Below are 19,323 nucleotides of genomic sequence, written 5' to 3'. Positions count from 1 at the left end.
AACCCATCCTGCGAAATCGGCTCCTGCAGCCTGGTGGGCTTCGGCCCACGCTGATTGCATCAGGCCCAAACAAAACCCCGCACGCGGCGGGGTTTTGCTTTGGAGCCGGCATCAGAGCCGGATGATCACCGACTTCAACTGGGTGTAGTGGGAGAGGGCGTCGATGCCCTGCTCGCGGCCATAGCCGCTCTGCTTGAAGCCACCACACGGCGTCTGCACGAAGCCGCCACTGTACTCGTTGACCACGATGCGCCCCGCATCCAGGCTGGCGGCCATGCGGTGCACGCGTCCGATATCGCGGCTCCAGATACCGGCGCCGAGGCCGAACTCGCTATCGTTGGCGATGCGCAAGGCATCGGCTTCGTCCTTGAAGGGGATGACGCAAAGGATGGGGCCGAAGATTTCTTCCCTGGCCAGGGTCATGTCGTTGTTCACGCCGGTGTAGACGGTCGGTTCGATGTACCAGCCGTTGCCCAGGTGCTCACCGCTGGCCACCTTGCCGCCGATGGCGGGCTTCAGGCCTTCGCGCTCGGCTATCTCGAAGTAGCTCTGGATCTTCTCGAACTGCGCCCGGGTGGTGATGGGGCCGGAGGTGGCGTCGAACTCCGGACCGACGCGCAGGACGGCAACCTGTGCCAGCAACTTGTCGACGAAGCGGTCGTGGATGTTCTCCTGCACCAGCAGGCGGGTGCCGGCACAGCACCACTGGCCGCTGTTCCAGGTAAAGGCGCGGGTGGCGCCCCTGGCAGCGGCGTCGAGGTCGGCGTCGTCGAAGACGATATTGGCCGACTTGCCGCCCAGCTCCAGGGTCAGCGGCAGGATGCGTTCGGCGGCGATGCGGCCCAGTTCCTGGCCGGCGGTGATGCCGCCAGTGAAGGAAATCTTGCGCATCAGCGGATTGCGCGCCATCGCCGGGCCGATGATGCTGCCCTTGCCGACGATCACGTTGAACACGCCGGCAGGCAGGCCGGCTTCTTCCACGGCGATGCGGGCCAGTTCCACCAGTGATGCAGAGGTGTGTTCGGAGGGTTTGGCGACCACGGTATTGCCGGTGGCCAGCGCCGGAGCGATGGCTCGGGCGGCCTGATGCAGCGGGGCGTTCCAGGGCAGGATGGCGCCGATCACGCCGAAGGGGTCGCGACGGGTATAGACGTGGTAGTTGGGGCCCTGGTTGATCACCTCGCCGTCCATGACGTTGACCAGGCCGGCATAGAACTCGAAGTACTGGGCAGTGAGGTCCATCAGGGTCGCCATCTCGTGGCCGGGCTTGCCGGTTTCGGCACTTTCCAGGGCGCCCAGGCGCTCTTCGCTGTGGCGCACGATACGCGCCAGCTCCAGCAGGATGCGGCCGCGTTCGGCTGGCCGCAAGTCGCGCCAGGCAGGCAGCGCGTCCTCGGCGGACTGGATGGCCAGGTCGACCTGCTCGGCGCTGCTGTTGGCGACTTCGCCCAGTTTCTCGCCGGTGCGCGGGTCGAGCTTGTCGACGTAGCGGCCTTCGGCCGGTACCAGGAAACGGCCACCGACGTAGCTCTCAACTTTCAGGAACATGCTTCGAGTCTCCTCAGTTCATGGCCCGGGTCATGTGTGGGTGAAATTCTTGTTCGTCGACCCGGACATGGGGGCAGGTTCGGTGTTCGGAGCGCTGACTTCAAAGGAATTTTCGGCTTCCTACGCTTGAAAAAAACTCAATCATACTGGTGCCTGGGCCGCGCATCGCTGCTGGGTTTTGGCTTGACTTTTTCTCACTTGAACAGGGAGGAAATCTCGCTTCACTGCAGCCCTCGCGGCGCTGCATCTTGCTCCTCAGCCAGAAGAGAACGCCCTCGGGCGATCAACAACAAAAAGTGTGCTCACGGGAGCGACGCAATGAACTACGACAATAGTGCGATTGGTGAATCCATGCCTGAAATGACGGTCACCGCAACGGCGGCCGCTGGCGGCCGAAAGCTGACCGGAACCGAGAAGAAAGCCATTGTGGCTGCGACCCTCGGCACCATAGTCGAGTACACCGACTGGGTGATCTACGCGACCTTTTCCTCCATCCTCGCCAAGCAGTTCTTTCCGGCCGGAAACAGCCTCACCGCGCTGCTCTCGGTGCTGGCGGTGTTTGCCGTGGGCTTCCTGATGCGCCCCATCGGCGGCGCGGTGCTCGGCGTGTTCGCCGACCGCTACGGCCGCAAGAAGGGCCTGGCTCTTTCCATCCTGCTGATGTCGCTGGCGTCGCTGGTGATCGGCATCTGCCCCAACTATGAAAGCATCGGCATCGCGGCGCCGATCATCCTGGTCCTCGCGCGCCTGACCCAAGGCTTTTCTGCCGGAGGTGAATTCGGCTCCGCCTCGGCCTTCCTGATCGAATCGGCGCCGTCCAATCGTCGTGCCTTTGCCGGTTCCTGGCAGTGGTTCGCGATCAATGCCGGCACCCTGGTGTCCTTCCTGCTGGGCTTCGTGCTGGCCTCGGTCGGCAGCGATACCGCGTTGGAAGACTGGGGCTGGCGCGTGGCGTTCATCATCGCCGCGGCGATGGGTGTGCTCACCCTGTGGATTCGCCTGTCGGTGAAGGAAACCGATGTGTTCAAGTCTCGCGTGGCGAAGAAGCCTGTCGAGAAGCGCCCGATCCGCGACATCTTCACCACCCACCGCAAGGACGTGCTGCGGGTGATCGGCGTCGCCATGGCCGGCAACCTGCTGAACTATGTGTGGATGGTGAGCTACCCGTCCCAGGTCCACCTGGTCACCGGCATGTCCATACGCGAGACGTTGCTGGCCGGGGTGATCGCCGTGGCCGTGTCGTTGCTGCTGATGCCCTTCGCCGGCATGCTGGCCGATCGCATCGGTCGCCGCCCGCTGCTGATCGGCTTCGCCGCCGCCTCCATTCTCTGGGCCTGGCCAAGTTTCGGCCTGCTTTACCAGGGCATCAGCCTGGCAGAGGTGGCGCTGCTGCAGACCGTTTCGATGGTGATCATGACCGGCTTCGGCGCCGCCTCGGCCGTGACCATGGCCGAACAGTTCCCGGCGGAAGTACGCGTCACCGGCATCGCCTTGCCCTATGCGCTGTCGGTCACCCTGTTCGGCGGCACTTCGCCCTACATCATGACTGCCATGTCGGGAGCCGGTTACGGGCACCTGTTCTGGCTCTACCTCATGGCGGTGAGCCTGGTCAGCCTGGTGGTCTACGTCCGCATGCCGGAAATGAAGGGCCAGCCGTTGCGTTGAGCCACTTCCTGAAGCGAAAAGACCGAACCCCTGGGTTCGGTCTTTTCGTTCTGGCAGGTGCTGCGTTTTTTATTTCTGGGAACCGGGAATCCGCAGGGGAAACATGGGGTGGTGCCGAGCGAAGCGAACTGACAAACCGTATCCCGGATGAAAGCCAGAGTGCGGCGGTGGGACTTTCTCCGGATTTAATCCGAGCTATGGAACTGCGGTTTGCAACGCAGCGGCGAATTCACCACCAATACTTTCCAGAAGTGGAAGAGCTTTTCGATAGTGAGGGCGGACTCATTGCAAGAGAGGACATCAGGAAGGCTCGCTCGACGTAGCGCCAGCGCAGGGGCTGTGCCGATATGCTTCAATCAGGTTTGCCATCCCGTACTTCAAGGGAAGAGTCTGATGCTGATGTATCGATTAAATTCCGCTGCGGGCTTTTTGTATAAATAAAACTGGTCCATTACTTGCACTGTGCGATATACACAAGTTTCATCGCTAATAAATTTTGGTTCGACGCTGTGGCATTGCAGGGGCTCCGATTATCCAATCATGTAACAATGGGGCAGGAAATATCGAAAAACCATTGATGGTCTTGATCCGGACTGATTTGACCTGTTTATGAAGCTGGTCAGCTTGTAGAGGTCATTGTTTATCCGCAGTGATCCAAGCGGGCTGGCATTACATCTTTCCGGCGAGTGTCCAGTTGTGCGGCAACAGTTCGGCCCGTGCGCTGGCCTTCATTGGCACGTCCTTCAAGCAGGCACATGGATCATGCCCGTTCAGGAGGGCTGACTGGATCGCAAGCGTTCTGCAAGGGCGCATACCTGGCCCCGGTATCAAGGGAGGCTTGTCGAGCCAGGGTGTCAATATTCAGTTGTTCTTCTCTTTGCTCAAGCTCTTCTCAATTCTTGTTGTCAATATTTCGTCATTCTGCCGAGTGAGGTTGGTCTCAACTTCCCGTGTTTCCTGGGGTGAGCATTAGAGATGATGCGCCCGCGGTAATGGCCATTGATATCTGGCGCTGTGCAGGTTTCGTAGTTCTCTGCGGGCATATATAAGGGTTGCCTGGAGTTTTGTGTAAAACCTGCTATTTCTGGAAAAAAACAGCTGCAACCGCTCGTTCGTTCGATGACAAGAGGACTGTCAAATATGTCGATCCAGGCCAAGGTGTCTCCCCTCGCCCACAGTGTTACTTCTGCCGCTCCCGTCGATATCCCCGCCAATGGAATCCTGACACTCTCCCAGAGCAGTAATGTCGTGCTGAATATCGCTCCGGAAAGTGTGACGGGCTTCTCGAAAAGTGGTTCTGATCTGATTGTGCAGATGAAGTCTGGCGAGAGCATTCGCATCGCCAACTTCTACGCCGAGGGGCAGCCTGCCAGCCAGTTGTTCCTGGTTGACGGAGACAAGTTGGTGGCCGTCGATCTGCCTCCGGTGGCTGCCGATGGACCGCTGGTGGCGGGCTATGTGCCCCAGGAAAGCCTGGCTGGATTCGAGTCACTCACCGATGCAGGTGTTTCCTTCGGGGAGTTGGGCGCCGGCACCGCATTGCTGATTGGCGCGGCGGTCATCGGCGGCGGCATCGCGATTTCCAACAGCAGCGGCGGGGGTGGCGGTAGCAGTGGCGGTGGTTCGTCGGACACCACTGCGCCAGCGGCAGCCAGCGGTCTGCAGATTTCTCCGGATGGCAGCATCCTCACCGGCAATGCCGAACCGGGCGCCACGGTGGGCGTAGACACCAACGGCGACGGTCAGCCGGACGTGAGCGTGGTGGCCGGTCCCGACGGCAGCTTCCAGGTGCCGCTGGAGCCGCCGCTGACCAATGGTGAGACGATTTCCGTGGTAGTGACCGACCCGGCTGGCAACAGCAGCCCGCCAACGCAGATCGGTGCACCGGATACCACCGCGCCGGCGCCGGCTGGCAATCTCCAGGTCGCGCCTGATGGCAGCAGCGTTAGCGGCAATGCCGAACCGGGCGCCACGGTGGGCGTAGACACCAACGGCGACGGTCAGCCGGACGTGAGCGTGGTGGCCGGTCCTGACGGCAGCTTCCAGGTGCCGCTGGAGCCGCCGCTGACCAATGGCGAGACGATTTCCGTGGTAGTGACCGACCCGGCTGGCAACAGCAGCCCGCCAACTCAGATCGGTGCACCGGATACCACCGCGCCGGCGCCGGCTGGCAATCTCCAGGTCGCGCCTGATGGCAGCAGCGTTAGCGGCAATGCCGAACCGGGCGCCACCGTGGGCGTGGACACCAACGGCGACGGTCAGCCGGACGCCAGCGTGGTGGCCGGTCCTGACGGCAGCTTCCAGGTACCGCTGGAGCCGCCGCTGACCAATGGCGAGACGATTTCCGTGGTAGTGACCGACCCGGCTGGCAACAGCAGCCCGCCGGTTACCGCCGTAGCTCCCGATTTCCCCGATGCGCCGCAGGTCAACGCGAGCAATGGCAGCGAGATCAGCGGTACTGCCGAGGCCGGCGTTACCATCGTGATTTCCGATGGCAACGGCAATCCGATCGGCCAGACCACTGCTGACGCCAACGGCAACTGGTCGTACACCCCGGACAGTCAACTGCCCGACGGCACTGTGGTCAACGTGGTGGCGCAAGACGCCGCCGGCAATAGCAGCCCGCCTGCCAGCACAACCATCGATGGTGTGGCGCCCGCCGCGCCGGTGATCGATCCGAGCAACGGCACCACCATCAGCGGTACCGCCGAGCCGGGCAGCACCGTGACCCTGACTGATGGCAGCGGCAACCCCATCGGCGAAACCACCGCAGATGGCAGCGGCAACTGGAGCTTCACCCCGGGCACTCCGCTGCCTGACGGCACGGTGGTCAACGCCACGGCCACTGATCCGGCTGGCAATACCAGCGGCCCAGCCAGCACCACCGTGGATGCCGTGGCGCCCGCTGTGCCCGTGGTCAATCCGAGCAACGGCAGCGAGATCAGCGGCACCGCCGAGCCGGGCAGCACCGTGACCCTTACCGACGGCAGCGGCAACACCATCGGCGAAACCACCGCAGACGGCAGCGGCAACTGGAACTACACACCGTCTTCTCCACTGCCCGACGGCACCGTGGTCAACGCTAGCGCGACTGACCCGGCTGGCAATACCAGCGGCCCAGCCAGCACCACCGTGGATGCCGTGGCGCCCGCTGTGCCGGTGGTCAACCCAAGTGATGGCAGCAGCCTCAGCGGTACTGCTGAGCCGGGCAGCACCGTGACCCTTACCGACGGCAGCGGCAACACCATCGGCGAAACCACCGCAGACGGCAGCGGCAACTGGAACTACACACCGTCTTCTCCACTGCCCGACGGCACCGTGGTCAACGTGGTGGCGCAAGACGCCGCCGGCAATAGCAGCCCGCCTGCCAGCACCACCGTGGATGCCGTGGCGCCCGCCGCGCCGGTGCTCGACCCGAGCAATGGCACCGAGATCAGCGGCACTGCCGAGCCGGGCAGCACCGTGACCCTGACCGATGGCAGCGGCAATCCCATTGGCGAAACCACCGTCGATGGCAGCGGCAACTGGAGCTTTACCCCAGGCACTCCGCTGGCGGACGGTACCGTGGTCAACGCCACCGCCACCGACCTGGCCGGCAACACCAGCGGCCAGGGCAGCACCACCGTGGACGCCATCGCGCCGGCCACGCCGACCGTGAATCTGAGCAATGGCAGTAGCCTCACTGGCACCGCCGAGCCGGGCAGCACCGTGACCCTGACCGACGGCAGCGGCAATCCCATTGGCGAAACCACCGCTGATGGCAGCGGCAACTGGAGCTTCACCCCGGGCACTCCGCTGGCGGACGGCACGGTGGTCAACGTGGTGGCCCAGGACGCCACCGGCAACAGCAGCCCGCCGGCAACGGTGACTGTCGACGCCAGCGCGCCGCCGGCACCGGTGATCAACCCGAGCAACGGCACGACTATCAGCGGCACCGCCGAACCGGGCAGCACCGTGACCCTGACCGATGGCAGCGGCAACCCCATCGGCCAGGTCACTGCCGACGGCAGTGGCAACTGGAGCTTCACCCCGGGTACGCCGCTGCCTGATGGCACGGTGGTCAACGCCACGGCCACCGATCCGACCGGCAATACCAGCGCACCGGCCAGCATCACCGTGGATTCGGTGGCGCCCGCCGCGCCGGTGATCGATCCGAGCAACGGCACCACCATCAGCGGCACCGCCGAGCCGGGCAGCACCGTGACCCTGACCGATGGCAGCGGCAATCCCATTGGCGAAACCACCGTCGATGGCAGCGGCAACTGGAGCTTTACCCCAGGCACTCCGCTGGCGGACGGTACCGTGGTCAACGCCACCGCCACCGACCTGGCCGGCAACACCAGCGGCCAGGGCAGCACCACCGTGGACGCCATCGCGCCGGCCACGCCGACCGTGAATCTGAGCAATGGCAGTAGCCTCACTGGCACCGCCGAGCCGGGCAGCACCGTGACCCTGACCGACGGCAGCGGCAATCCCATTGGCGAAACCACCGCTGATGGCAGCGGCAACTGGAGCTTCACCCCGGGCACTCCGCTGGCGGACGGCACGGTGGTCAACGTGGTGGCCCAGGACGCCACCGGCAACAGCAGCCCGCCGGCAACGGTGACTGTCGACGCCAGCGCGCCGCCGGCACCGGTGATCAACCCGAGCAACGGCACGACTATCAGCGGCACCGCCGAACCGGGCAGCACCGTGACCCTGACCGATGGCAGCGGCAACCCCATCGGCCAGGTCACTGCCGACGGCAGTGGCAACTGGAGCTTCACCCCGGGTACGCCGCTGCCTGATGGCACGGTGGTCAACGCCACGGCCACCGATCCGACCGGCAATACCAGCGCACCGGCCAGCATCACCGTGGATTCGGTGGCGCCCGCCGCGCCGGTGATCGATCCGAGCAACGGCACCACCATCAGCGGCACCGCCGAGCCGGGCAGCACCGTGACCCTCACCGACGGCAGCGGCAACCCGATCGGCGAAACCACGGCCGACGGCAGCGGCGACTGGACGTTCACCCCGAGCACCCCGCTGGCCAACGGCACGGTGGTCAATGCCGTGGCCCAGGACCCGGCCGGCAACACCGGCCCTCAGGGCAGCACTACCGTGGACGCGGTGGCGCCGAACACGCCAGTGGTCAATCCGAGCAACGGCAACCAGCTCACCGGTACCGCCGAGCCGGGCAGCACCGTGACCTTGACCGACGGCAACGGCAACCCGATCGGCCAGACCACCGCCGACGGCAGCGGCAACTGGACTTTCACGCCCGGCTCGCAATTGCCCGATGGCACCGTGGTCAACGTGACCGCGACCGACGCCGCTGGCAATACCAGCCCTCCCGCTACCACTACGGTGGATTCCTCGCTGCCGTCGATCCCGCTGGTCGACCCGAGCAACGGCTCGGTGATCAGCGGAACCGCCGATGCGGGCAACACCATCATCATCACCGATGGCAGCGGCAACCCGATCGGCCAGGTCACTGCAGACGGCAGCGGCAACTGGTCGTTCACCCCGGGCATCCCGCTGCCGGACGGCACCGTGGTCAACGTGGTGGCGCGCAGCCCAAGCAACGTCGATAGCGCGCCGGCGGTGATCACGGTGGATGGCGTGGCCCCGGCGGCGCCGGCGATCGAGCCGAGCAACGGCACCGAGATAAGCGGTACCGCCGAAGCCGGCGCGACCGTGATCCTCACCGATGGCGGCGGCAACCCGATCGGCCAGACCCTCGCCGACGGCAGCGGCAACTGGACGTTCACCCCCGGCACGCCGCTGGCCAACGGCACGGTGGTCAATGCCGTGGCCCAGGACGCCGCCGGCAACACTAGTGGTCCGGCCAGCACCACGGTGGACTCGGTGGCTCCGGCCACGCCGGTGATCAACGCCAGCAACGGTAGCGTGATCAGCGGTACCGCCGAGGTCGGCGCCAAGGTGGTTCTCACCGACGGCAACGGTAACCCGATCGGCGAGACCACCGCCGACGGCAGCGGTAACTGGACATTCACCCCCGGCACACCGCTGGCTAACGGCACGGTGGTCAACGCGGTGGCCCAGGACGCCGCCGGCAACACCAGCGGCCCGGCCAGCACCACGGTGGACTCGGTGGCGCCGTCCGCTCCTCTGCTGAGCATCAGTGCCGATGGCGCGCTGCTGACCGGCGTCGCCGAGCCGAACAGTCAGGTGCGCATCGTGGTCAACGGCGACACTGCCAACCCGATCACGGTCAACGTCGACGGCGCCGGCAACTTCAGCTTGCCGTTCGCGCCGCCGCTGATCACCGGCGAGCTGATCGCCGGGGTCGCCGTCGACGGCGCCGGCAACGTCAGCGGGCCGGCCACCATCAACGCGCCGGACCTGGCGCCGCCGACCATCAGCGTGCCGGAAGCCGCCGATACCTGGATCAACGACGCGGAGATCGGTGACGGCATCCAGGTCGACGTCACTGTGCGTCCGACCATGCAGGTCGGCCAGGTGGTCACAGTCAAGTTCGCCGGGCAGAACGGCTACGAGGCCGAGGTCAGCCATACCCTCACCGCCGGCGACATCGCCGCCGGCAACCTGACCCTGACCCTGACGCCTCCCGGCGGCATGGGCCCGTTCCCGGAGGGCGCCTCGACCGTCACTGCCGACATCAATGGGGGCACCGCGTCGACCCCGGTGCCGTTCACCATCGACACCATCCCGCCGGCGACCCCGGTACTGTCCCTGGTCGGTAACATCCTGACCATCTCGGCGGAGCCGGGCACCGAGCTGACGGTCACCGTCGACGTTGGCGGGGTGACCGCCACCGTCACGGCTACAGCCGACAACAGCGGTCTGGCCTCGCTGAACCTGCTCACCGACCTGGACATCGACTTCACCTGGGACCAACTGCTGAACGCCCAGGTTTCGGTGGTCGGCGAGGACCTGGCCGGCAACCCAAGCAACGTGGCGAGTATCGGCGTTGGCACCAGCATCGAGCAGCCAGTGACCATCGGTAACTTCGGCCTCGACGTCAGCCTCAACCCGCTGAACCCGCGATTCGGTTTCAGCGGCACCACCGAGCCCGACTCCAGCGTGGTGATCCGGGTCATCACCCCGGCGTTGAACGTCGAATTGCTGCCGATCCAGGCGGACTCGTCCGGAAACTTCTCGCTGAACCTGCTGAGCCCGACCATCCTCACCCAGTTGGGGTTGAACATCACCGACATCCTCAATCTCGGCTCGCAGATCTCGTTCAACCTCGTCGCCACCGACACCAACGGCAATGACAGCGCCGCCTACGGGATCACCCTGAGCCCCAACGGACTGTCGCTCAACATCGGCCAGATCGACGTCAACGGTACTTCCGGCGACGACGTGCTGTCCGGCGTCAACGGCAGTTCGGAGCACTTCAACGGCGGCGACGGCAGCGACCTGATCTTCAACGTCGGCACCGGCGATCATGTGGTGGCCGGCAACGGCAACGACACCCTCCAGATCACCGCGACCGATTTCGTCAGCATCGATGGCGGCGCCGGGTTCGACACCCTGGTCCTGGCCAACGGCATCGACCTCGACTACAACGCCGTCGGCGTCGGCACGCTCAGCAATATCGAGCGCATTGACCTCGGCACAGGCGACTCGGGTAGCGTGCTGACCCTGACGGCGGCGGAGGTGGATGCCATCACCGATGCCAACAACACCTTGCAGATCACCGGTGAAAACAACGACACGCTGAACGTGGTGGGTGCGGTGAACACCGGGACCACGCAACTGATCAACGGCATTAGCTATGACGTCTACACCTTCGGCAGTACCACCCTGCTGATCGAGGACAACACGGTACAGGTCGTGGTCTGATGCGCGGGCGTAGGCAGTACGTGCGCAAGGGACGGCGCTGCGGGAGGGGAGCCATCTGGCTCCTTACCCTGGGGCTGCCGATGTTCACGTCGGCCATGCCCCTCGACCAGGCGGTCAGGGCAGGGCTGGCAATCCACCCCGAAGTCCGTTCCGCGCTGGCCGAAGCGGAGCGAGCCGGCACCGAGGTGGAAATGGCCAAGGGAGGTTACTACCCCTCCGTCACGATGTCCGGGGGGCCGCAGGAGTTCGATTTTGGCGAGGTCGTCTACGACCTCTCCGTGTCGCAGATGCTGTACGACTGGGGGCGGGTGACGAGCAAGGTCGATAGCGCCAGCGCGACCCAGCGCAAGCTGTCCGAAGCGGTGCTGGTGGCGCGCGACGACGCGGCGCTGGATATCGTCGAGACCTATCTCGACGTGCTCGCCTCGGAGCGCCGGGTGGAGGCGGTGCGCGCGCACATCCAGCGCCTGGACGGCATCCGCGAGATGACCCTGGCGCGTGGCGGCGACGGCTATGCCGATCGCAGCGAGCTGGATCGCGCCAATCTGGAGCTGTCGCGGGCCCAGGAGCAGCTGTCGCTGGAGAAGGGCAACCTGCAGGACGCGCGCAACCAGTACGCGATCCTGGTCGGCCAGGCGCCCAGCGACCTGGTGGAGCCCGAGCCGATGTCGCTGCAGCGTTTCCTGGCTGCCAGCGACGTGGCGCAGGTGATCCGCGAATCGCCGCTGCAGCGCAAGGCGCTGGAGGACGCCAACGCCGCCGAGGCGGAAGTCCGCGAAGCCAAGGCGTCTCTGCTGCCGCAACTGAACCTGGAGGCCAGCGCGCTGCGCCGGGAGGTCGGCGGGCATCCGGAAAGTGATTCGATGGTGTCGTTGCGGCTGCGCATGGACACCTTCCAGGGGCTTTCCAACTTCCAGCGGCCCACAGCCGCGCAACAGCGCCTGGAGTCGGCGAAATGGACGGCCGATGCGATGCAACGTGACATCCGCCGGAAACTGCAGACCCTGTTCGACAACAGCGAAACCCTGGGCTGGCGGGAGCAGTCGCTGAGTCAGCAGGTGAGCGAGTCGCAGCAGGTCGGCGAGCTGTACCGCGAGCAGTTCGAGGTCGGCCGGCGCGATGTGATCGATCTGCTCAACGTCCAGCGGGAGCGTTTCGAGGCCGAACGGCAGTTGATCAACCTGCGGATCGAGCGCAAGCGCATCGAGTATCGGGCCGCCGCTCAGGTCGGCCTGTTGGGGGCACTATTGGAGAACCGTCTGAATCATGGAAGTTGAACAATCCCCGGATAATGTCGTGGCGCTGAACCACGACACGGTGCCTGACCCGTTGCGTCAGGGCTTGTTGTTGCTATGCCGGCAACTCGGGCGCCCGCTGGGCGACGGCGAGCTGGTCGACGGCATGCCCCTGGAGCACGGACGGTTGCCGCTGCAACTGGTCGCCCGTGCACTGCGTCGCGCCGACATCACTGCCAGGGTCGCGGAATTTCCGTTGCGGCAGATGGATGCCTATCTGCTGCCGGCCCTGTTGCTGCTGGAGGATGGGCAGACTCTGGTCCTGGTCGGCGTCGACGGTGACCGGTTCGAGGTGTTGGTGCCGCAGAGCAACGGCGGTAGCCAGCGCCTGGCGCTTGCCGATCTGGAGGCGAGTTACAGCGGCACGGCGGTGTTCGCCAAGTGCCGCTATCGCTCCGACGGGCGAGTCGGCGACTATGCCGGCAGCTTGCCGGAACACTGGTTCTTCGGACCGCTGAAGCGGCTCTGGCGCTCCTATGCGGAAGTCACGGCCGCGGCCCTGGTGGCGAACGTCCTGGCCGTTGCATCGGCGTTGTTCGCCATGCAGGTGTACGACCGCGTGGTCCCCAACGCGGCCTTCGACACCCTGTGGATCCTCGCCAGCGGCGTGGCCTTGGCCATCGTCGTCGATGGGGTGTTGCGGATCATGCGCGGGCACCTGCTCAACGTGCTGGGCAAGCGCCTCGACCTGCAGCTGTCGAGCCTGCTGTTTTCCCGGGTACTGAGTACCCGGATCAGCGCCAAACCGGCGTCGATGGGGGCCTTCAGCACGCAGGTCCGCGAGTTCGAGTCGGTCCGCGAGTTCTTTACCTCGTCCAGCGCGGCGTTGATCAGCGATCTGCCATTCGTGGCGATCTTCCTGCTGGTCATCGCCGTGATCGGCGGCCATGTGGTCTGGGTTCCACTGTTGGCGTGCGTGCTGATGGTCTTGCCGGGGTTGCTCACCCAGCGCCTGCTGGGTCATCTGTCACGGCAGAACCTGCGTGAAGGGGCGATGAAGAACAGCGTGCTGCTGGAGGCTTTCGAGCATCTGGAGACGGTCAAGGCCTCACGCGCCGAAGGCCGTTGCCTGCAGCATTGGGAAACCCTCACCAGCGAACTTGCCGGCAATGCGATGAAGACCCACGCCCTGGCGTCGATCCTCAGCTACTCGGCGAGCATCGTCCAGCAGCTGTGCTACGTCGGTGTGGTGGTGTTCGGCGTCTATCGGATCAGCGACGGCGCGATGACCGTCGGTGCCCTGGTCGCCTGTTCGATACTTGCCTCGCGGGCCATTGCGCCGCTGTCCCAGGTGGCCACGATCCTCGGCCGTTGGCAGCACACCAAGGTGGCGCTGGAAGGCCTCGATCAATTGATGTCGGCCGAACAGGAGCGCCCCCAGGGCAAGCGCTTCGCGCACCGGGAGCGTCTCCATGGCCATTACCGCCTGGAGGCATTGCGCCTGGCGCATGGTGACAGCCCGCCGGTGGTGGACGTGCAGGCGCTGAACATCCAGGCGGGCGAGCGGGTGGCCCTGCTCGGGGGCAACGGCGCCGGTAAGTCGACCCTGCTGCGCCTGCTCAGCGGCCTGATCGACGCGCAGTCCGGCCGCCTGCTGCTGGACGACCTCAACCTCAGCCAGATCGACCCGGCCGACCGCCAGCGCGGTATCGGCTACCTGCCGCAGGAAGTGGCGCTGTTCTACGGCACCCTGCGTGAAAACCTCAATCTGCAGAACGCCGCGCTGAGCGACGAGGATTTGCTGGAAACCCTCGATGGAATCGGCTTGGGCACTTTCGTTCGCGCCCACCCGCTGGGCCTGGACATGCCGATCCAGGGCAATTCCAGCCTGTCCGGCGGCCAGCGCCAGGCAGTGGGGCTGGCCCGGGTACTGTTGCAGGACCCGCCGATCCTGCTGCTCGACGAGCCGACCGCGGCCTTCGACCAGAACAGCGAGAAACAGGTCATCAATTACCTGCAACAGTGGCTGGGCAAGCGCACCCTGATCATCACCACCCACAAGAAAAGCATGCTGGCGCTGGTGGAGCGGGCGGTGGTGCTGCGCAACGGCCAGGTGATCATGGATGGCCCGTTGAACCAGGTGGTGCTGGGCAACCAGGTACAGGCGCCGCAGGCGGCCGAAGGAGGTAGCCATGGGCTCTGAAGGCAAGTCCGCGCAACTGCGACGGCAACTGGACGATCCCTTGCTGGCCACCACCCACCCGGTTTACCGCCCTCTGCTCTGGACCCTCCTCGGTAGCGTGGTGCTGTTCGTCATCTGGGCCGCCTGGGCGCAGCTCGACGAGGTGACTCGCGGCGACGGGCGGGTAGTGCCGTTCAGCCGCATCCAGAAGATCCAGAGCCTGGAAGGGGGGATTCTCGACCAGCTGCTGGTGAAGGAGGGCGACCTGGTGGAGGTCGGGCAGCCGCTGGTGCGTCTCGATGACACCCACTTCCTCACCAACTTCCAGGAATCGGCCAATCAGGCCACCGTGCTGCGAGCGGCCATCGCCCGGCTGGATGCCGAGGTGTTGGGCAAGTCGGCCATCGAGTTCCCGCCGGATATCGATCCGGAGGGGGCCTTGGCGCGTTCCGAGCGCGAGCTGTTCAAATCGCGGCGGGACAAGTTGCTGGAGGGCAGCGAGGCGATCCAGAAGCAGATCCGCCTGGCCAGGAGCCAGCTCGAACTGGTCCGCCCGTTGGTGGCCAAGCGCGCGGTAAGCCAGATGGAAGCGCTGAAACTGAGCCAGGACATCGCCGCCCTCAACGGCAAACTGACCGAGCTCAAGAGCACCTACTTCCAGGACGCCTACACCGAGCGCTCGCAGCGCAAGGCCGACCTCAGCGCCCTGGAGCCGATCGTCCAGCAGCGCCAGGACCAATTGCGCCGCACCGAGATCCTTTCGCCGGTGCGTGGACGGGTCAACACAGTGCTGATCAACACCCGCGGCGGGGTGATCCAGCCCGGCGAGGCGATCATGGAAGTGATCCCGGTGGAAGACCGCCTGTTGGTAGAGGCGAAGATCAAGCCGCGCGACGTGGCGTTCCTGGTGCCGGGCATGCCGGCCAAGGTGAAGATCACCGCCTATGACTTCAGTATCTACGGCGACCTCAAGGGCACCCTGGAGCAGATCAGCGCCGACACCATCGAGGAAGATACGCCCCATGGCAAGGAGTCCTACTACCAGGTGCTGATCCGCACAGACGGCAGCCAGCTGAAGCGCGGCGAGGAGGTGCTGCCGATCATTCCCGGCATGGTCGCCGAGGTGGATATCCTCAGTGGCAAGCGCAGCGTCCTCAACTACCTGCTGCGGCCCCTCATCAAGGCCCGTCTCTACTGAGTGAACGGCGCCGACGGAAACCTCGGCGCCGCGGTGTTTCGGGGCAGCGTTCGCCGGCCAGGTCAGTCGAACACTGGCCGGGCCATCAACCAGCGGCCACCTACCTCGTACATCCAGGTACCGATTTCGGAGGCGACGCTGGCCAGCCACAGCCAGCGGAAAATGGCATTGTGCAGCGGGCTCCGGGGGGACTTGCTCCGGCCCTCGGGGCCGTGGCCTCAGACCACCAGCGAGAGCAGCAGGATGAACACCAGGCCCACCACCGACAGGATGGTTTCCATGGCGGTCCAGGTCTTGAAGGTTTCGGCAACGGTCATGTTGAAGTACTGCTTCACCAGCCAGAAACCGGCGTCGTTCACGTGGGAGAGGATCAGCGAGCCGGCGCCGGTGGCGAGCACCAGCAGTTCGCGGTTGACCCCGGGGATCATCTCGATCACGGGCACCACGATGCCGGCACCGGTAATGGTGGCGACGGTGGCCGAGCCGGTGGCGATGCGGATCACGGCGGCCACCAGCCAGGCCAGGAGGATCGGGGAGATTTGTGCCTGCACCGCCAGGTGGCCGATGACGTCACCCACGCCGCTGGCGACCAGCATCTGCTTGAAGCCACCGCCCGCGCCGATGATCAGGACGATGGCAGCGGTGGGCGCGAGGCTCTCGTCCAGCAGCTTCAGTAGCTGCCGGGAGGTGAACCCGCGCGCGCGGCCGAAGGTGTGGAGCGCCAGTAGCAGGGCCAGCAGCAGGGCGGTGATGGGGTGGCCGATCATGTCCAGCCAGGCGCGGATCATGTGCCCTTCGTCGAGCACGACGTCGGCGAAGGTCTTGAGCAGCATCAGGAACACCGGCAGCAGCACGGTGAGCAAGGTCACGCCGAAGCTGGGCAGGGTGCTGGCTTCGGGTTCATGGGCCAGTTGTTCCACCAGTTCCGGCGAAGGGGTGCCGGGGATGCGGCGGGCGATGAAGCTGCCGAACAGCGGGCCGGCGATGATGGCGGTGGGCAGGGCGACGATCAGTCCGTAGAGGATGGTCTTGCCGATATCCGCGCCGAACACGCCGATCGCCAGCAGCGGGCCGGGGTGCGGCGGAACGAGGCCGTGGACCACCGAGAGGCCGGCGAGCAGCGGGATGCCGATCTTGATCAGGGACACCCCGGTGCGCCGCGCGACGATGAACACCAGGGGAATCAGCAGGACGAAACCGATCTCGAAGAACAGCGGGATGCCCACCAGGAAGGCGGCGAGCATCATCGACCACTGCACGCGTTCCTTGCCGAAGGCCTGGATCAGCGTGCGGGCGATCTGGTCGGCACCGCCGGATTCGGCCATCAACTTGCCGAGCATGGTGCCCAGCGCCAGGATCACGCCGACAAAACCGAGGACGTTGCCGAACCCTTCCTGGAAGGATTTGACGACTTTCTCCACCGGCATGCCGGAGGTCAGGCCGAGGAAGCCGGCCGCGATGATCAGTGCGACGAAGGGATGCAGCTTGAAACGGGTGATGAGGACGATCAGGCCAAGGATGGTGACCACCGCGTCCAGCAGCAGGAAGGTGTCATGGGAGATGGCGAGCATTGGGATGTCTCATATTGTCGTTGTTGTGCATGGCGCTTTAGAGACAGCGCTATCTTTGTGACGCAAGCGTTTGGCCGATCAGGCCGGAGTATGGTCGAGCCACCATCGATGGGCGTCTTCGGCCAATTGGGAAACGTCGCGGGTGGCATCCAGGGCCAGGGTCAGGGGTTCACCGAGGGGCGGTTCGAGGGCTTCGAACTGGCTGTCGATCAGGGTCGCGGGCATGAAGTGGCCCGGCCGGTGGGTAACGCGCTGGGCGGCGACCTCGGGGGTCAGTTCCAGGAATACGAAGCCGAGGCCGGGGACTGCGTCGCGCAGACGTTCCCGGTAGCTCAGCTTCAGGGCCGAGCAGGTCAGCACGGGGCGTTGCCCGGCTTCCACGGCCTGGCGCAATTCGTCGCTCAGGCGGTTCAGCCAGCCGGCGCGGTCCTGGTCGGAGAGGGGGATTCCGGCGCTCATCTTGCGGATGTTCTCCGCGGGGTGGAAAGCGTCACCTTCGATGGCGGTCGCGCCACTGCGTTCGCATAGCGCCTGGGCGACGCTGGACTTGCCGCAGCCGCAGACGCCCATGATCACGAGCGCGTTGATGGGTTGAATCATGGGGAACCTCAGTGTTGAGATAGCGCTGTCTTTTCTGGCTGAGGCCAATGTAAAGCAGGCTGTTTCGCCGCATCTTGTCATTTTTGTGGACTTCCGCTACTGCCGGAGGGGCGTTCTCGAGCCGTTTCGGCGTCAGGTGCATTCAGGCAATTGCCGAATCGTCGAGACAGCGCTACCTTAATGTCAGATTTTTTGTTTGACAAGCAGCCCTATGACATCCGCCAACAACGAAAAGAATGCCCGCACGACGGGACGGCCGACCCTCAACGAAGTGGCGCAGCGCGCTGGTGTGAGTCCGATCACCGCCTCCCGGGCGCTGCGCGGCGTTACCACGGTGGCCGAGGAATTGGCGCAGAAGGTCCGCGATGCCGCTCGCGAACTGGGCTATGTGGCCAACCCCGCGGCGCGCGCCCTGGCGTCCGCGCAGAGCCAGTCCGTGGTGGTGCTGGTGCCCTCGCTGTCGAACCAGTTGTTCGTCGATACCCTTGAAGCCATTCACGGTGTGCTGCACCCCAAGGGTCTGGAAGTGCTGATCGGCAACTTCCACTACTCCCGTGACGAGGAAGAGGACCTGATCCGCAATTACCTCGCCTACCAGCCGCGCGGCATGCTGCTGACCGGCTTCGAGCGGACGGAAAGTTCGCGGCGGATGATCGAGGCCAGCGGCGTGCCCTGCGTCTACATGATGGACCTGGACAGCGGGTCGGGGCTGCACTGCGTGGGCTTTTCACAGTTGCATGCCGGCGCCACTGCCGCCGAACACCTGCTGTCGCGTGGGCGCAAGCGCCTGGCTTTCGTCGGCGCGCAGCTCGACCAGCGCACCTTGCTGCGCGGTGAAGGTTTCCGCCGCGTGCTGCAGAAAGCCGGGCTGTACGACCCGAGCCTGGAGCTGCTGACGCCGCGCCCGTCGTCGGTGGGGCTGGGCGGCGAGCTGTTCACTCAGTTGCTGACCAGTCACCCGCAGATCGACGGCATTTTCTTCGGCAACGACGACCTGGCCCAGGGAGCCTTGCTGGAGGCCATGCGCCTGGGCGTGAAGATCCCCGAACAGGTGGCGGTACTCGGTTTCAACGACCTGCCCAGTTCGGCCTTCATGGTGCCGCGCCTGAGCAGCATCCGTACGCCGCGAGAGGCCATCGGCCGCCGCGCGGCGGAGCAGATACTCGCCTTGATCGCCGGCAAGGTGGTCGAGGAACCGGTTCAGGACATGGGCTTCGAGCTGATGGTTCGTGAAAGCACCTGATCCGCAATCGCTGTCATGCGTCCCCATCCATTCAGCTCCTGGAGTCGAATCCATGCATCCCCGCGTCCTTGAAGTTACCGAGCGCCTGGTGGAGCGTAGCCGCGCCACCCGCGAGCGCTACCTGGCGATGATCCACAAGGCGGCCAGCGACGGGCCCCAGCGCGGCAAGCTGCAGTGCGCCAACTTCGCCCACGGGGTGGCCGGCTGCGGGGGCGGCGACAAGCAGCGCCTGCGCCTGATGGATGCGGCCAACGTGGCCATCGTCACTG

9 protein-coding genes and 2 pseudogenes are annotated in these 19,323 nt (G+C 65.2%); 7 read left to right on the top strand and 4 right to left on the bottom strand.

The window, feature by feature from the left end; translation table 11 throughout:
* Positions 1-111 precede the first annotated feature (111 nt).
* On the bottom strand, positions 112-1,548 hold the full coding sequence (locus tag ACFW0B_RS10680; RefSeq protein WP_449147885.1) for an aldehyde dehydrogenase family protein: 1,437 nt from the start codon (positions 1,546-1,548) through the stop codon (positions 112-114).
* Positions 1,549-1,866: 318 nt separating this feature from the next.
* Between ACFW0B_RS10680 and ACFW0B_RS10675 the strand changes: the two genes are divergently transcribed.
* From ACFW0B_RS10675 to ACFW0B_RS10655, 5 genes are all read left to right on the top strand, one after another.
* Complete coding sequence (locus ACFW0B_RS10675) at positions 1,867-3,213, top strand: MFS transporter (protein WP_449147884.1); 1,347 nt, start codon at positions 1,867-1,869, stop codon at positions 3,211-3,213.
* A gap of 1,140 nt (positions 3,214-4,353) precedes the next feature.
* Positions 4,354-11,025, top strand: coding sequence for an Ig-like domain-containing protein (locus ACFW0B_RS10670; protein WP_449147883.1), 6,672 nt, complete (start codon positions 4,354-4,356; stop codon positions 11,023-11,025).
* Positions 11,025-12,302 carry a TolC family protein gene (locus ACFW0B_RS10665; RefSeq protein ID WP_449147882.1) on the top strand — a complete coding sequence of 426 codons (1,278 nt, stop codon included), beginning with the start codon at positions 11,025-11,027 and terminating at the stop codon, positions 12,300-12,302. The genes ACFW0B_RS10670 and ACFW0B_RS10665 overlap by 1 nt, the downstream gene beginning before the upstream one ends.
* Positions 12,292-14,463, top strand: a complete 2,172-nt coding sequence (locus ACFW0B_RS10660) for a type I secretion system permease/ATPase (protein WP_449147881.1) — start codon at positions 12,292-12,294, stop codon at positions 14,461-14,463. The genes ACFW0B_RS10665 and ACFW0B_RS10660 overlap by 11 nt, the downstream gene beginning before the upstream one ends.
* Positions 14,453-15,640: an HlyD family efflux transporter periplasmic adaptor subunit gene (locus tag ACFW0B_RS10655; RefSeq protein ID WP_449147880.1), complete on the top strand. Its 1,188-nt coding sequence runs from the start codon at positions 14,453-14,455 to the stop codon at positions 15,638-15,640. Before ACFW0B_RS10660 ends, ACFW0B_RS10655 begins: the two co-directional genes overlap by 11 nt.
* Positions 15,641-15,723: 83 nt before the next feature.
* On the opposite strand, the pseudogene ACFW0B_RS10650 reads toward ACFW0B_RS10655, so the two are convergent.
* From ACFW0B_RS10650 to ACFW0B_RS10640, 3 genes and pseudogenes are all read right to left on the bottom strand, one after another.
* Positions 15,724-15,831, bottom strand: a pseudogene (locus ACFW0B_RS10650) (MFS transporter); the annotation flags it as partial.
* 27 nt (positions 15,832-15,858) lie between these two features.
* Positions 15,859-17,211 (bottom strand): GntP family permease, encoded by a 1,353-nt coding sequence (locus ACFW0B_RS10645; RefSeq protein ID WP_449147879.1) that lies wholly within the window; start codon positions 17,209-17,211, stop codon positions 15,859-15,861.
* A 78-nt stretch (positions 17,212-17,289) separates the two neighbouring features.
* Entirely contained in the window at positions 17,290-17,811 is a 522-nt protein-coding gene (locus tag ACFW0B_RS10640; protein WP_449147878.1) for a gluconokinase, read from the bottom strand.
* A gap of 211 nt (positions 17,812-18,022) precedes the next feature.
* Here ACFW0B_RS10640 and gntR point away from each other — a divergent pair, with 211 nt between their 5' ends.
* Both gntR and ACFW0B_RS10630 read left to right on the top strand, forming a co-directional pair.
* Positions 18,023-19,054, top strand: a complete 1,032-nt coding sequence (gene gntR, locus ACFW0B_RS10635; protein WP_449147877.1) for an HTH-type transcriptional regulator GntR — start codon at positions 18,023-18,025, stop codon at positions 19,052-19,054.
* A 52-nt stretch (positions 19,055-19,106) separates the two neighbouring features.
* A pseudogene (locus ACFW0B_RS10630) lies at positions 19,107-19,323 on the top strand (phosphogluconate dehydratase); the annotation flags it as partial.

The sequence above is a fragment of the Metapseudomonas phytobenefica genome, from assembly GCF_043392685.1.
In the GTDB taxonomy this organism is placed as follows: Bacteria; Pseudomonadota; Gammaproteobacteria; order Pseudomonadales; family Pseudomonadaceae; genus Metapseudomonas.
This window is presented reverse-complemented; position numbering and strand designations above follow the sequence as displayed.